General features: G+C 63.2%; 14 protein-coding genes. 5 read left to right on the top strand and 9 right to left on the bottom strand.

Translation table 11 applies throughout. From position 1 onward, the window contains the following. Positions 1-153 precede the first annotated feature (153 nt). On the bottom strand, positions 154-1518 hold the full coding sequence (locus IVB22_RS35770; protein ID WP_247521836.1) for an FAD-dependent oxidoreductase: 1365 nt from the start codon (positions 1516-1518) through the stop codon (positions 154-156). Positions 1519-1629: 111 nt separating this feature from the next. Between IVB22_RS35770 and IVB22_RS35775 the strand changes: the two genes are divergently transcribed. Beyond that, entirely contained in the window at positions 1630-2514 is an 885-nt protein-coding gene (locus IVB22_RS35775) for a LysR family transcriptional regulator (protein ID WP_247521837.1), read from the top strand. Between the two features lie 27 nt (positions 2515-2541). Here IVB22_RS35775 and IVB22_RS35780 read toward each other — a convergent pair whose 3' ends face one another. The 4 genes from IVB22_RS35780 to IVB22_RS35795 form a co-directional block, all read right to left on the bottom strand. After that, positions 2542-3348 (bottom strand): aspartate dehydrogenase, encoded by an 807-nt coding sequence (locus tag IVB22_RS35780; RefSeq protein WP_247521838.1) that lies wholly within the window; start codon positions 3346-3348, stop codon positions 2542-2544. A gap of 26 nt (positions 3349-3374) precedes the next feature. Continuing rightward, entirely contained in the window at positions 3375-3674 is a 300-nt protein-coding gene (locus tag IVB22_RS35785; RefSeq protein WP_247521839.1) for a type II toxin-antitoxin system RelE/ParE family toxin, read from the bottom strand. After that, entirely contained in the window at positions 3662-3898 is a 237-nt protein-coding gene (locus tag IVB22_RS35790) for a hypothetical protein (RefSeq protein WP_247521840.1), read from the bottom strand. Before IVB22_RS35790 ends, IVB22_RS35785 begins: the two co-directional genes overlap by 13 nt. A 70-nt stretch (positions 3899-3968) precedes the next feature. Next, complete coding sequence (locus IVB22_RS35795) at positions 3969-4769, bottom strand: enoyl-CoA hydratase-related protein (RefSeq protein ID WP_247521841.1); 801 nt, start codon at positions 4767-4769, stop codon at positions 3969-3971. Positions 4770-4935: 166 nt separating this feature from the next. Between IVB22_RS35795 and IVB22_RS35800 the strand changes: the two genes are divergently transcribed. Then, positions 4936-5910 (top strand): ketopantoate reductase family protein, encoded by a 975-nt coding sequence (locus tag IVB22_RS35800; RefSeq protein WP_247521842.1) that lies wholly within the window; start codon positions 4936-4938, stop codon positions 5908-5910. Positions 5911-5936: 26 nt separating this feature from the next. On the opposite strand, the gene bioB is transcribed toward IVB22_RS35800, so the two are convergent. Beyond that, positions 5937-6917, bottom strand: a complete 981-nt coding sequence (gene bioB / locus IVB22_RS35805; protein WP_247521843.1) for a biotin synthase BioB — start codon at positions 6915-6917, stop codon at positions 5937-5939. Between the two features lie 186 nt (positions 6918-7103). On the opposite strand from bioB, the gene IVB22_RS35810 reads away from it, so the two are divergent. Further along, the gene (locus IVB22_RS35810) at positions 7104-7886 is read left to right on the top strand and encodes an SDR family oxidoreductase (protein WP_247521844.1); all 783 of its coding nucleotides are present in this window, start codon (positions 7104-7106) and stop codon (positions 7884-7886) included. Here IVB22_RS35810 and IVB22_RS35815 read toward each other — a convergent pair. Then, positions 7878-8612 carry an aspartate/glutamate racemase family protein gene (locus IVB22_RS35815; RefSeq protein WP_247521845.1) on the bottom strand — a complete coding sequence of 245 codons (735 nt, stop codon included), beginning with the start codon at positions 8610-8612 and terminating at the stop codon, positions 7878-7880. The genes IVB22_RS35810 and IVB22_RS35815 overlap by 9 nt on opposite strands. 184 nt (positions 8613-8796) lie before the next feature. Then, entirely contained in the window at positions 8797-9480 is a 684-nt protein-coding gene (locus IVB22_RS35820) for an alpha/beta family hydrolase (protein WP_247521846.1), read from the bottom strand. Between the two features lie 237 nt (positions 9481-9717). Here IVB22_RS35820 and IVB22_RS35825 point away from each other — a divergent pair, with 237 nt between their 5' ends. Together IVB22_RS35825 and IVB22_RS35830 are read left to right on the top strand one after the other, a co-directional pair. Then, the gene (locus IVB22_RS35825) at positions 9718-11565 is read left to right on the top strand and encodes a di-heme-cytochrome C peroxidase (protein ID WP_247521847.1); all 1848 of its coding nucleotides are present in this window, start codon (positions 9718-9720) and stop codon (positions 11563-11565) included. Between the two features lie 202 nt (positions 11566-11767). Beyond that, complete coding sequence (locus tag IVB22_RS35830; protein ID WP_247521848.1) at positions 11768-13516, top strand: NAD(P)/FAD-dependent oxidoreductase; 1749 nt, start codon at positions 11768-11770, stop codon at positions 13514-13516. Between the two features lie 13 nt (positions 13517-13529). On the opposite strand, the gene IVB22_RS35835 is transcribed toward IVB22_RS35830, so the two are convergent. Continuing rightward, positions 13530-13772 (bottom strand): hypothetical protein, encoded by a 243-nt coding sequence (locus IVB22_RS35835; RefSeq protein WP_247521849.1) that lies wholly within the window; start codon positions 13770-13772, stop codon positions 13530-13532. Positions 13773-13822: the final 50 nt, after the last annotated feature.

Genomic DNA, 13822 nt, shown 5'->3' on the forward strand with positions numbered 1-13822 from the left:
CCATCTACATGGGTCGTCGCAGGGACCCATACGCCGCGGCCTTTCGTTGGGCACCCGGGCAGACGACTTTTGCTAATACACAGCCCTGTGGTTATGGGTCCCTGCGTTCGCAGGGACGACGTAGCATATTTCATCCCGTCGTAACGCATCGCTCTACAACCCCTCGGGCACCTTCTGATCCCGCCCGATGAACGCGCCCTGTTGTTTCAGGCTTTGTTGCAACTTTTCAACCGCAATGTCGCGCGGAATCGTATTGCCCGACAGCGCCAGCGCCGCCGCCGTGCCTGCCGCCTCCCCCATCGCAAAGCAGGCGCCGGAGACCCGCGCTGCCGACTGGCCGTCATGGGTCATCGAGGCGCAGCGCCCGGCCATCAGGAGATTGTCTATGCCTTCGGGCACCAGCATGCGATACGGCAATTCGTTGAAGCCGCGCGATTCCGGGATCGGCGGGAACTTGAAGATCACATCGCCCGCGACATGCTGCTCCATCGGCCAGCCATTGACGCCGATGGAATCCGGGAAAGAAGCGCAGCCGAGCACGTCCTCACCCGACAGCATGTAGCCGCCGATCACACGCCGCGTCTCGCGGATGCCGAGCTGCGGCGGCAAATCGACGATGTAGGATTTTTCGAAGCCGGGCACCGTGCGCAGGAATTCGAACGCCTGCAGCGCCTGCCGCCGTCCCTCGATTTCACCGCGCGTCATCTGCTCGGGATCGATCCCGCTGACCGCCGTGCCGTCCTCCCGCGCAAGCTGAGTAAAATTCACCCGCCATTCAATCGCCGACCGCTGCGGCCGTATGATCGCGGTCTTGCGGGGAAAGTGATGCGTGCCCGCGGCTTCCGCCTTTTCCATCAGCGCCGGGATCGTCCGCCAGGCCTCGCCGGCCTTCTCGGGATCGATGCCATTGAGCCGGAACATCATCGAGGGATAGAGCATGCTGCCGGCATTGTCGCCGACTTCAAACGGCGCCCCCGCCCAGGCCGCGAGATCGCCATCGCCCGAGCAGTCGATGAAGATGCCGGCGCGCACCGCCTGACGCCCGGCCTTGGTCTCCACCATCAGCACGTTGATGTGCCTCTCGTCCTGCATCACCACGCCTGCGCCCAGCGCATGAAAGAGAATGTCGACCTTGTGGGCGGCGAGCAAATCATCCGCGGCGATCTTGTAGGCCGCCGTGTCATAGGCCTGCGCAAAGATCTTGCCGAGGATCAGATGCGGCGCGTTGAGCCCATCGAGCCGGTCGATCCGCGCGAGCAGATCGGAGGCGATGCCCTGCACCACCCGGCGCATCTCGCCATGGACGTTGGCGTGCAGCCCGCAGAAATTCGTCACGCCTGCGGCCGTCCCCATGCCGCCGAGAAAGCCGTAACGCTCGATCAGCAATGTACGGCGGCCCGCGCGCGCGGCAGCCACCGCGGCGGCGATGCCGGCAGGACCTCCACCGAGGACGGCGACTTCATATTCGCCGTACAGCGGAATCTGGCGAGCGGGTTCTTCAATGGTTTTGGCCGACACGGCAGCGATCCCATCCCTGATGATTTTTGTTTCGCGGGACTATGAATTAACGCGAAGCGGACTACAATCCGGCAAATTGTGCGATCAGCTTTCTCGAATCGAGAAAAGTAGATGGATACGCTCGTCAATCTCCAGGCCTTTCTGGCGACCGCCGACGCCGCCGGCTTCTCGGCTGCCGCCCGCAAATTGAAAGTCTCGACCTCGGTCGTGGCAAAGCGCGTCACCCAGCTCGAAGATCAAATCGGCATCGCGCTGTTTCATCGATCGACCCGTCAATTGCGATTGACCGAAGCCGGACAGCAGTATGTGCATCGCGCCCGCGGCGTGGTGGCTGACGTCGGCGACCTTCTGTCGCGCATGGGCGAAAAGGACCATGATCTGATCGATCACCTGCGCATCAAGGCGCCGACATCGCTGACCATCGCCCGGCTTGCCGATGTGTTCAGCGCCTTCCAGACCGAAAATCCGCGGCTGAAACTGGAAGTCGTGCTGATTGACCGGCCGGTCGATCCGGTCACGGAAGGTTTTGACGTTGCCATCGGCGCATTCCCGCATTCGTTCGGGGGTGTCGTCGATGAACCCTTGTGCGCACTCAAGCGCCTGCTGTGCGCAGCGCCCACATATCTCAAATCACACGGCACGCCGCGGCACCCGCGCGATCTGGTCGAGCACCGCTGCCTGAGCTTTCTTCCCACCGGGCCGGAGTGGATATTCGACGGCCCCCGCGGCCGCATCACCATTCAGGTACGGCCGCTGTTGAATTCGAACGAGGGCCATGTGCTGGTGAAAAGCGCGATCGCCGGAAACGGCATTGCTTTCATTTCGCAGTATCTCGCGGCCGACGCGCTGCGCGACGGCTCGCTGCAGGTGGTGCTTCCGGAATTCCCGATTCCCGATTTGTGGGTCAAGGCGACGATCCCCGAGCGACGCGTCAATGCGGCCGCCGTGCAGGCGCTGCTTCAGCAACTGAAACGCGCGCTCGCGCCGGCGCTATAAAACGCGGATGATGCAGACCGCCCTCGCTTACGTTCCGACCTGCAGCGGCGAAGTCAGCTTGCGCAACGCCGCGATCACCGAGAGCGCCGTAATGCGTCCTGTCCTCGGATTCTCCGACGGGACGTTCTCGATCGACATCGTGAACGAAGCCGAGTCAGCTTCGACCCTGATCTGATGACAGTTCCGCGTCACGGCCGGATCGGCCCAGATTTCGATCGTGGTGCGATCGGGGCCGATGCCTGCGAGCGACAACGCCGCCACCACATTGACGTTGGCCGGAAAGGCCGCGGCCGCGTCGCGCGCCGAGCCCTTGAAAACGCACAGGGCGGAAGTCAGCCCCTCCATCGAAATTCCGTTCTCGACGAGATAGGGCGCGCCGGCGAGACCTCCGGGCGGCTTGCGCGTCACCATCTGCACCGAATGGATAGTGCCTTCGGCAGCAGCCGAAACCGCGTCGAAGCCGATCAAGGCGCCGGTCGGCACGATGATCTGACCGCCATGCGCTTTGGCCAGTTCGATGAGATCGGGGCGCGGCAGCAAGGCGCTGGCGCTGAGCACCATGACCTGCCTGCCTGCGGTCAGCATCGGCCGGCAGATCTGATCGAGGATCGCGGCCGGTGCGCATTCGACGACAAGATCGGCGTGGGCGGGCAGTTCATGGAGCGAGATCAGCGGGCAGGCGATACCTTCGCGATCAAGCCAGGCTTGCGCCTTCGCCTGATCCCTTGCCACGACCGCCGCGAGCGAAAGGCCTGGCAAACCTTGCGCCAGCTTGCGCGCCACGGTTTTGCCGATCTCCCCCAGCCCGGCGATGGCGATACGTTTCGATGGCAAGCTGTGGTGCTCCTGTGATCGCGGCTTCAGTCCCGTTCTCGGTCTTGGGCTGCATGAAATATGCCGAGGATCAACACCTCGTCGGTATCGGCAGCATCGAGTTGATAGACAATAATATAGGGCAGGCCACGCACCACCCATTCATGGGTGCCCGGTACGCGGCCGACATGTCCCATGCGTGGAAATTCAGCCAACTGTTCGGCAGCCAGACGGATGCGGGCGATCACCTGCGTGGCTGCGACGGGATTTCGATCTCCGATGTAGCTGTAAATTGCGGCAATGTGTTCTCGCGCTTCCGCGGTGAAGCGCAGCTTTACAGGCCGCATGACTTCCAAAGCGCCGCCATCTGCTCATCAGTTGCGAAAGTCCCTATTCCATCGCGAATATCGCGCTGGATGCGGGCGACCTCCTTCGCCTGAGCATCGGTCAAACGATAGCGGCTCGCGTCCTGCCGCTCCATTTCGAGCAGGACTTCCGCCGCGTCTTCCTGGCGCTCCTTGGGCCAGTGCCGAACCCGCTCAATGAGCGCCTCAAGATCTTTCGCTGTCATGGCTTCAATATAGCAAACTCTTCCAAATCCGCCACTGCCGTCTCAAACGTGTCTGTGCCAAGTAGGACACCTATTTCCCCGCTCCCCAGTTCGCCGCCCGCTTCTCCGCAAACGACGCCAACCCTTCTGATGCCTCACTGGTCTGCCGCCGCGCCGAATGCATCTTCACCAGCCGCGCATAGGCGTCGTCGTCTACGCCCATGCCGCCGAACGAGCTTTCCATCGCGAGCGCCTTGGTCTCTGCCAGCGCTTCCGGACCATTGGCAAGCAGTTGCTCCACCACCTTCGCACCCGCAGCCTCCAGCTCGGTCACCGGCACCACCTCATGCACCAACCCGATCCGCCGCGCCTCCTCCGCACCAAACCGTTCGCCGGTCAGCGCGTAGCGGCGGACCTGGCGTACGCCGATGGCGTCGCAGAGCTGCGGGATGATGATGGCAGCGGTTAGCCCCCAGCGCACCTCGGTGATCGAGAACAGCGCATTGTCGGCGGCGACCACGACATCGCAGGCCGAGATCACGCCGGTGCCGCCGCCGAAGCAGCCGCCCTGCACCAGCGCCACCGTCGGGATCGGCAGCGTATTCAACCGCTGCACGGCCTCGAACGTCGCGCGCGACACCGCCTCGTTTTCTTCCGCCGATTTCGGCCGCACTCCATTGATCCATTTCAGGTCGGCGCCGGCCTGGAAATGCTTGCCGTTGCCCTTCAGCACCACGACGCGGAGATTGGGCTTCTTACCGAGTTCATCCATCGCCGCGAGCACGCCGTTGATGAGCCCGGCGTCATAGGCGTTGTTCACCTCGGGGCGGTTCAACGTGACGGTTGCGACGCCGCGCGCGTCGAGATCCCACAAAACCGGATTGGCGCTCATCGGCGTTCCCTTGGTTGGTTGTTACATCAGGCACTATGCCGAGGCTGCGGAATTTGATCTATCATTTTTCGCCATGCCAGCGATGCAAACGACATGACCGGTTGCGCAATGGCGCGGGCTTGTGGAAACTGGCACTCAAGCCATCGTTCCTCAGGACATCCACGCCATGCGGGTTTGCGTTTTCGGTGCGGGCGCCGTCGGCAGTCATTTTGCGGTCCGGCTCGCGCACGCGGGGCATGAGGTGTCCTGCGTGATGCGGGGTGCGCATCTCGATGCGGTGAATGCCAAAGGGCTCACGCTGCGCGTGGGAGGCGCCGAGTTCAATGCCCACGTGAAAGCGTCCGATAATCCCGTCGCGCTGGGACCGCAGGATGTTGTCATCTGCACATTGAAGGCGACCGGGCTGCCCAGTCTTGCCACCGGCCTCCGACCTCTGCTCGGCGATGACACCGCCGTCGTGTTCGCACAAAACGGCATTCCCTGGTGGTACGATATCGGACTTCCCCCTTCACATCCTCCTGTACCGGATCTGGCGTTCCTCGATCCAGACGGTCGCCTGCGCAAGGCCATCCCGAAGCAGCTTATTGTTGGCGGCGTGGTGTTTTCGTCCAACGAAGTCGTCGCACCCGGCGTGGTGGCAAACCTTTCGCCCGAGCGCAACCGGCTCCTGATCGGCGAATGCGACGACCGCCGAAGCGAGCGGGTCGCGCGGCTGCGGGCGGCGCTGAACGACGCTTCGATCGAGTCGCCCGAGGTCACGCAAATCAGGGAGACGATCTGGTCAAAACTCCTGACCAACATGTCGATGTCGGTGCTGTGCCTGCTGACCGGGCAGACCGCGCGCGCCGTGCGCGACGATCCTGATCTCGCCGAAATCGTGCCGCGCCTGCTCGACGAGGCCAACAGCGTCGCGCGAAGCTGCTTTCCCGAGGTCAAGCGCGTCGCGCGCTCCGGCCCCGCGCCGGATCACAAGCCTTCAATCCTGCAGGATTACGAACTCGGCCGCGCCATGGAGGTCGACGTGCTGGTCCGCGCACCTGCCGCATTCGCGCGCGCCGCCGGACTTTCGACGCCGATGCTCGACATGATGGCGGCGCTCGCGATCCGCCAGGCGCGCGACAAGGGGCTCTATCAGGGCTGAAGGCCGGGCCGTTGCGGACCCGGTCGTCAGATCGGCTCCAGTCCGAGCCGCTTGAACAGCTTCCGGTCGGCCTCGTCCTCCGGATTGCCGGCTGTCAGCAAGGTGTCGCCGACGAAGATCGAGTTCGCCCCGGCAAAGAAGCACAGCGCCTGCATCTCGTCGGTCATGGCCGAGCGGCCCGCTGACAGGCGGACATATGATTTCGGCATCATGATGCGCGCCAGCGCGACGATCCGGACAAACTCGATCGGCGCGATCGGTACAGCCTCGGCGAGCGGCGTGCCGGCGATCGGAATCAGCATGTTGATCGGAACGCTTTCCGGCGGCTCGGCGAGGTTCGCAAGCGTGACCAGCATGTCGACGCGGTCGGTTTCTTCCTCGCCCATGCCGAGGATGCCGCCGCAACACACTTTCATGCCGGATTGCCGGACATTCTCCAGCGTGTCGAGGCGAACGGCAAACGTTCGCGTCGAGGTCACCTGCGGATAATAGCGCGCCGACGTATCGATATTGTGGTTGTAGTAGTCGAGCCCCGCCGCGCTGAGGCGGTTCGACTGGTCGCGGTCCAGCATTCCCAGCGTCATGCAGGTCTCGAGCCCGAGCGCTTTCACCGCGCCGACCATTTCAACGATGGCATCCATGTCTCGCGGTTTCGGATTGCGCCATGCCGCGCCCATGCAGTAACGCGTCGCGCCGCCGTCTCGGGCTTTGCGTGCTTCGGCGACAACCTTTTGGACGTCCATCAGCTTCGAGGCGACAAGCCCCGTCGAATGATGCGACGACTGGCTGCAATAGCCGCAATCTTCGGGGCAGCCGCCGGTCTTGATATTGAGCAGCTTGCTGAGCTGCACGCGGTTGGGATCGGAATGCCGGCGGTGAATGGATTGCGCCTGGAACAGCAGATCGTTGAACGGCAGCCGGTAGAGCGACCAGGCCGCCTCGCTCGTCCACTTCGGTTTGTCCGCAAGCGGCGCCGTCACAGCCAACTCATCCCGCACTTCGAGCATCCTTCAATTCTCCCGATCCTGATTGCCCCTCGCGGCGCGTCATCGCACGGTGGCGAAGCTGACGCCAGTGGCGTGCGCCGTGCTTGTAAAAAATTGATCGCCGGCGCAAACCGGCATTGACCGCGCAGCGCAGCTCGTATCACTCTCGATCCCACTCAAGAAAAAGAAACAAGCGGGGAACCGAACATGCATGTCAAAGGCAAGGTCTGCGTCGTCACGGGAGCTGCGAGCGGCATCGGCGAAGCGGTGGCGCGCGCCTATGCGGAGGCCGGCGCGCGCGGCGTGGTCGTGGCCGACCTCAAGACCTCGCGCGACAGATTGGCGAAGGTCGCCGGCGACATCGACGGCTTGGCGATCACGGCCGATGTCGGCCTGGAAGAAGACATCAAGGCGCTGATCGCCGCGGCCGAAGACAAGTATGGGCCGGTCGACGTGTTTTTCTCCAACGCCGGCCTTTCGCGCAAGGGACAGGAGACCGCCTCCGACGCCGATTGGGACGTGAGCTGGCGCGTCCATGTCATGAGCCATGTGTTCGCGGCGCGCGCGCTGGTGCCGGGCATGCTTGCACGCGGATCCGGCTATCTGCTCAACACCGCGTCCGCCGCGGGCCTGCTGGCTTCGCTGAACTCGATGCCTTATGGCGTGACAAAAAATGCGGCAGTCGCGCTCGCCGAACATCTTGCCATTCAGTATGGCGACCGCGGCATCCGTGTGTCCGTGCTCTGCCCGCAATCGGTGCAAACAGGCATGACGACGCCCGGCCCGAGCGCCGCGCGGGTCGACGGCGTGCTGCAGCCGCCGGAAGTGGCGCGCATGGTGATCGAGGCGATGGAGGAAGAACGCTTTCTCATTCTGTCGCACCCACAGGTCGCCGAATACATGCAGCGCAAGGCGTCCAGCCGCGACCGCTGGCTCACCGGCATGCGCCGGCTGCGTGACAAGATCTACGGCGCGCCGCAATCAGCGTGACGATTTCGGCGCGAACGGCGCCAAGATGCCATCGTATTTTTTCACGCCCGGCGACGCATAGGAACCACGCCGTGACGTCACGAGCTTCAGGCCGGCCAGCGCCTCGGCCTGCTTCACCGCGGCCGCCACGCCATCGACGACGGGAACGTCAAACTTCCGCGACAGTTTCAGCGCAAGATCGGCCATGCCCGCGCAGCCCAGCACGATCGCTTCCGCGCCCTTGTCGAGCGCGCGGGAAATCTCGGCTTCCAGCTTCGCTTCCGCACCCGAGCCGGGCTTGTCGAGATCGAGCACCGCGACGTCGCAGGCGGTGACGTCAGCCCTTTCCGCAAAACCATAGCGACGCACCAGCTCTTCCAGCGGCACGATCGAGCGCGGCAGCGTGGTGACGACGGCGATCCGCTTGGCAATCTGGCCCGCGGTCACCAGCGCCGCCTCGCAGATGCCGACCACCGGAAAACGAGCGGCGGTCCGGGCGGCGTCGAGGCCGGTGTCGTCGAAACATGCAACGATCGCCGCGTCGGCGTCCGGCGCATTCAGAAGCGCCTGGATCAGGCCGGGTACGGCGAATGCCTCGTCGTAATAGCCCTCGATCGAGACCGGCCCCATCGACGACGTGACGGCGGATATTTCCGTGCCGGGCGCGGCGACGGCGCGTGCGGCGGCGCCGATCGTTTCGGTCATCGAGACGGTCGTGTTCGGATTGACGATCAGGATTTTTGTCATGGATGCATCGTAGCTGGGATGGAACGAAGCGCAACTCTCTCACCGTCGTCCCGGCCAAGCGAAGCGCGAGCCGGGACCCATAACCACAGGACATAGTTGTTTGGGCAAAGCGATTGCCACAGCGCCACACAATAACCGCCGCGGCGTATGGGTCCCTGCTTTCGCAGGGACGACAGCAGAAAGCTTAGCCTACGATGCCGTCCACCCACGCCGCAGATGCATCCAGCGCCTCTTCCATCACCTCACGATCATTCCGCCCCGAGCTCTTCAGCACATGGAAGGAATGATCGGCGCCATCAAGCAAATGCAGCGTCGCCCGCGATCCCAAGCCTTTCACGACAGGCTTGAGCAGACTCAGTTCCGCCAGTGCGTCGCGCGTGCCCTGCAGAAACAGCATCGGGATCTTGACATCGGCGAGATGCTTGGCGCGGTCGCTGGAGGCCTTTCCAGCCGGATGCAGCGGAAAACCGATAAACGCCAACCCTCTCACGCCGGGCAAGGGAGAAAGCGCCTGCGCCTGCGATGTCATCCGCCCGCCGAACGATCGGCCGCCGGCGATCAGTGGTAACGAGGGGCAGCATCGCGCAGCTTCCTGCACGGCGGCGCGGACGGCGGCGTGGGCGACCTTGGGCGCATCGGGCCGCTTGCTGCCTTTTTCCATATAGGGAAATTGATAGCGCAGCGTCGCAATGCCGCGCTCGGCCAGGCCAGCCGCAACCGTTTCCATCGACGCATGGGTCATGCCGGCACCGGCCCCGTGCGCGAACACGTAACACGCGCGGGATTGCGGCGGCCGCATCACCAACCCGGAGACCGCCTCATTGGGCCCAATCTCAATTGGGAGCAATTCCGCCTCGGCTGCCTTCATGTGATCTATCCGACACTCTGCTGCATAATCGGGACTCTATACTGAAAAAGGCCGGGCGAGCGATGACCCGGCCGACCGCGTCCCGGCCCGAAGAATCGGATTTATGGACAGACCTATAGCGCCACTATAAGATGGCATCATACTCAACCGCACGCCGAGGGTGATTCGCCTTCCGGCGTTTTTTGATAACAGACGGATATTGCGCGCAACGTGCGCAGTTTTGACAAGGGGCGGGCCATGCGTGGCAAGAGGATTGCGAAAATTGTGATCGCGCTGGCGATCGTCGGCATCGGTTATGCCGCCTTCAAGGACGATATCGCCAAGCTCTGGCAGGATTTGCACGTGAAGATCGTGGAGCATCCCACGCCGAAGAAGACCGTCTGGCTCGACCAGGGCATCAGCAAGGACAAATTGAGCTGGTTCTATCACGCCGACCAGGGAACGCGGACCTTCGGCTTCCCCTATGAGTGGTTCATGGCCCTGGAGCAGCCGACGATTTCGTGGCTGCCGTTCACCAAGGTCGGCCTCTTCAGCGACAGCGCCTATCTCGACCGCTATGGCTTCATCGCGGATACCATCATCCCCGGCAAGGAGGCACTTCCGATCGGGTTCGCGAAAGGCACCCCGATGCTCGACCCGACGGGCGCGATATGGCGCAACCCGCGCACCAAGAAGGAGATGATCGGCGTCGGCCTGACCTGCGCGGGCTGCCACACCGGCAGCTTCACCTACAAGGACACCGCCGTCGTCATCGACGGCGGGCCGGCGCTCACCAATCTCTTCGCGATGAAGCAGGGCATGGGCATCTCGCTCTTGCTGACGCGCTACTGGCCCGGCCGGTTCGACCGCTTCGCCGAGCGCATCCTGGGGCCCGACGCCACGCTCGACGACCGCGAAACGCTGAAGAACCAGCTCGAGCAGGTTCTCAATCAGTACAAGCAGGTCAAGAACCTGGAAGAGCGCGTCGCCGCCCAGAGTATCGTGGAAGGTTACGGACGGCTGGACGCCCTCAACCGGATCGGCAACCAGGTGTTTTCAATCGACCTGAAGAAGCCGGAAAACTATGCCGGCTCCTCCGCGCCGGTGCATTACCCGCGGATCTGGAACACGCCGTGGTTCGACTGGGTGCAGTATAACGGCTCCATCATGCAGCCGATGGTGCGCAACGCCGGCGAGTCGCTCGGCGTGTCGGCGGAGCTCAATCTGATCGATCCGTCGAAGGGACTGTATAAATCGAGCGTGGACGTGGATGCGCTGTTCAAGATGGAGCAGATGATCAAGGGCGACACGCAGCCGAACGCCAAGGATGGCTTTCCGGGCCTGAGATCTCCGAAATGGCCGGCCGACATTTTGCCGCCGATCGATCAGAAGCTGGCCGCCCAGGGTTCCGGACTCTACAAGACCCATTGCCAGGAATGCCACCGGCCGCCGGTAACGAGCGAAGCGTTCTACGATTTCAACAACAAGGACTGGTGGACCAAGAACCAGGCCGGCGAGGCGATCCTCAAGGTCGAAAATGTTCCGATCTCGCATATCGGAACCGATCCTGCGCAGGCGGCAGACATGCTGAACCGAACGGTCGCGGTGCCCGAAAACCTCGGGATCAAGAGCAGCAGTTTCGCGTTCGCACTGGGCGAACTGGTCGAGAAGACGGTCAACTACGGCTTCGACCAGAAGAAGCCGCCCGTGAACCCCGCGGAGCGGAAGCGGATCGACGGATATATGCCGAACGAACTCCGGGGTGAGCTTGCCTACAAGGTTCGTCCGCTGAACGGCGTATGGGCGACGCCGCCCTATTTGCACAACGGTTCGGTGCCGACCATCGATGATCTGCTTGGGGATCCCGAGAAAAGGCCGCCGACATTCTATCTCGGCAGCCGCGAATACGACCCCGTGAAGCTCGGTTACAAGACCGACCCGATCACCAACGGTTTCGTATTCGACACTTCCATTCGCGGAAACTCGAACAGAGGCCACGAATTCAGGAAGGACTATAACAAGGACAAGGAAATCAAAGGCGTGATCGGGCCGGCCCTGTCGGCGGACGATCGAAAGGCGCTGATCGAATACCTCAAGACGCTCTAGGGATTTTCCGCAACCGAAGATCACGGTGCCCCGCGTGCATGTCAGGTCCGCGTAACCGCGGGGCCAGGATCGCGCCGGCACGATTGACCGTCAATGCGCTTTACGCTGTTCTAGCAGGCATGATCGCGAGCGAATGAAGCGCCGCCGGCAACAGGAGCGGTGCGGGCGCGCGACTGGAAACGGTTCATCCTGGGAAAGCCACATGCCTCCCGCGACGCAAGACCAGCCGCAACGTGCGCCGGAAGCCGGCGCAGCCTTCGACGCCGTCATTGTCGGCGCCGGCTTCGCCGGGATGTACATGCTGCATCGCCTTCGCGAACTCGGCTTCACCGCGCGGGTCTACGAGGCCGGCGGGGGCGTCGGCGGCACCTGGTACTGGAACCGCTATCCCGGCGCGCGATGCGACGTCGAAAGCATGCAATATTCCTTTTCGTTCTCCGAGGAGCTCGACCAGCAATGGGACTGGTCGGAGAAATACGCGCCTCAGCCGGAGATTCTGACCTACGCCAACCACGTCGCCGATCGCTTCGACCTGCGCCGGCATATCCTGTTCGACACGCGCGTCACGGCGGCGACCTTCGACGAGACCGCAAAATGCTGGCGTATCGAGACCGATCGCGGCGACAAGGTATCGGCCAAATTCTGCATCATGGCCGTCGGATGTCTCTCGGCTGCCAACCATGTGCCCTTCAGTGGCCGCGAGGATTTTCAGGGCCCGATCTATCACACCGGCGAATGGCCGCATGAAGGGGTGGAGTTCACCGGACTTCGCGTCGGTGTCATCGGCACCGGTTCATCGGCGATCCAGTCGATCCCGATCATTGCGCAGCAGGCATCTGCGCTGACGGTATTTCAGCGCACCGCGACCTACTCCGTGCCGGCCTGGAACACGAAGTTGACGCCGGAGTACCGCAACACGATCAAGGCCGACTACCCCGCCCTGCGCGCCAAAGCCCGCGCACGGCCGACCGGCTTCTATTTCCCGTTCAACATGAAGCCCGCGCTCGAAGCCGCACCGGAGGAGCGCACGCGGCAATATGAAGAAGCCTGGCAACGCGGCGGGCTGCCTTTCCTGGGTGCCTTTGGCGACCTGCTGTTCGAGAAAGCTGCCAACGACACCATCGCCGAATTCGCGCGCGACAAGATCCGCTCCATCGTCAAGGATCCGGTCACCGCCGAGCGGCTGTGCCCCCATAACGTGTTCGGCTGCAAGCGGCTGTGCGTCGATACCGGATATTTCGAGACCTACAATTTACCTCACGTGAAGCTGGTAGACGTGTCGAAAACACCGATCGAGCGCTTCACGGCCGACGGCATCGAAGTGAACGGTACGGAATATCCGCTCGACACCATCGTCTGCGCGACCGGCTTTGCGGCAATGACGGGATCGTTCGACAGGATCGCGATCACGGGCCGCAATGGCTGGACGCTGGCGGACAAATGGCGGGCCGGCCCCCGCGCCTATCTCGGCGTGGCGACAGCGGGCTTTCCCAATCTCTTCACCATCACCGGGCCGGGCAGTCCGTCGGTACTGGCGAGCATGATCCAGGCAATCGAGCAGCATGTCGACTGGATGGCGGACTGCATGGCGCACATGCGCGACATTGGCGCAGCGACCGTCGAACCGGTGCAGGCATACGAGGATGAGTGGGTCGAGCATGTCAACGAGGTATCGAATATCTCGCTGCGCTCGACCTGCAGCTCGTGGTACGTCGGCGCCAATATCCCCGGACGCCCGCGCGTCTTCATGCCCTATATCGGCGGCTTCCCTATCTATGTTCAGAAGTGCAACGAGGTCATGACCAACGGCTTCGAGGGCTTCGTCATGGAAGGCGCCGATATCGGCAACGAAGCACCGCGCGTGCGGCTCACCGAGCGATGGCGCGTACCGCTCGACATCGAGGTAATCTCGCCCGCCGCAGTCGCCGCACGGCGCGTGCCTGTGGTGTGAAGGCGTGGTCGCGTTACCGGCTGGCAACCAGCCGCAAGTGCGGCTTGATCGTCTCTTCCAGCTCGGCCTTGAGCTGGTGCACGCGCGGATCGCCCGAGCGCGCCGCACACACCGAATATTGGTTGACCGAACACGCCAGCGCGCGCCGCTCTTCGGCGGTCCGCGTCACCTGCGGACTGGACAGCCTCAGGACCATCCCGCCGAGTTGCACCAGCATTTCGTCGAGCGCCCGATCCACTCCGGCAATTTGATCCATCGCACCACTCCTCTGGTAAGGAGTAATGAGCGGCCCGCCCGCCCGTTCCC

It is taken from the genome of Bradyrhizobium sp. 190 (genome assembly GCF_023073415.1).
Taxonomy (GTDB): domain Bacteria; phylum Pseudomonadota; class Alphaproteobacteria; order Rhizobiales; family Xanthobacteraceae; genus Bradyrhizobium.

Excerpts from the sequence above, each read along its gene's own strand:
- IVB22_RS35775 (WP_247521837.1), top strand. The coding sequence starts at position 1,630 with ATGGATACGCTCGTCAATCTCCAGGCCTTTCTGGCGACCGCCGACGCC.
- IVB22_RS35785 (WP_247521839.1), bottom strand. The coding sequence starts at position 3,674 with ATGCGGCCTGTAAAGCTGCGCTTCACCGCGGAAGCGCGAGAACACATT.
- IVB22_RS35790 (WP_247521840.1), bottom strand. The coding sequence starts at position 3,898 with ATGACAGCGAAAGATCTTGAGGCGCTCATTGAGCGGGTTCGGCACTGG.
- IVB22_RS35795 (WP_247521841.1), bottom strand. The coding sequence starts at position 4,769 with ATGAGCGCCAATCCGGTTTTGTGGGATCTCGACGCGCGCGGCGTCGCA.
- IVB22_RS35800 (WP_247521842.1), top strand. The coding sequence starts at position 4,936 with ATGCGGGTTTGCGTTTTCGGTGCGGGCGCCGTCGGCAGTCATTTTGCG.
- bioB (WP_247521843.1), bottom strand. The coding sequence starts at position 6,917 with ATGCTCGAAGTGCGGGATGAGTTGGCTGTGACGGCGCCGCTTGCGGAC.
- IVB22_RS35810 (WP_247521844.1), top strand. The coding sequence starts at position 7,104 with ATGCATGTCAAAGGCAAGGTCTGCGTCGTCACGGGAGCTGCGAGCGGC.
- IVB22_RS35815 (WP_247521845.1), bottom strand. The coding sequence starts at position 8,612 with ATGACAAAAATCCTGATCGTCAATCCGAACACGACCGTCTCGATGACC.
- IVB22_RS35820 (WP_247521846.1), bottom strand. The coding sequence starts at position 9,480 with ATGAAGGCAGCCGAGGCGGAATTGCTCCCAATTGAGATTGGGCCCAAT.
- IVB22_RS35825 (WP_247521847.1), top strand. The coding sequence starts at position 9,718 with ATGCGTGGCAAGAGGATTGCGAAAATTGTGATCGCGCTGGCGATCGTC.
- IVB22_RS35830 (WP_247521848.1), top strand. The coding sequence starts at position 11,768 with ATGCCTCCCGCGACGCAAGACCAGCCGCAACGTGCGCCGGAAGCCGGC.
- IVB22_RS35835 (WP_247521849.1), bottom strand. The coding sequence starts at position 13,772 with ATGGATCAAATTGCCGGAGTGGATCGGGCGCTCGACGAAATGCTGGTG.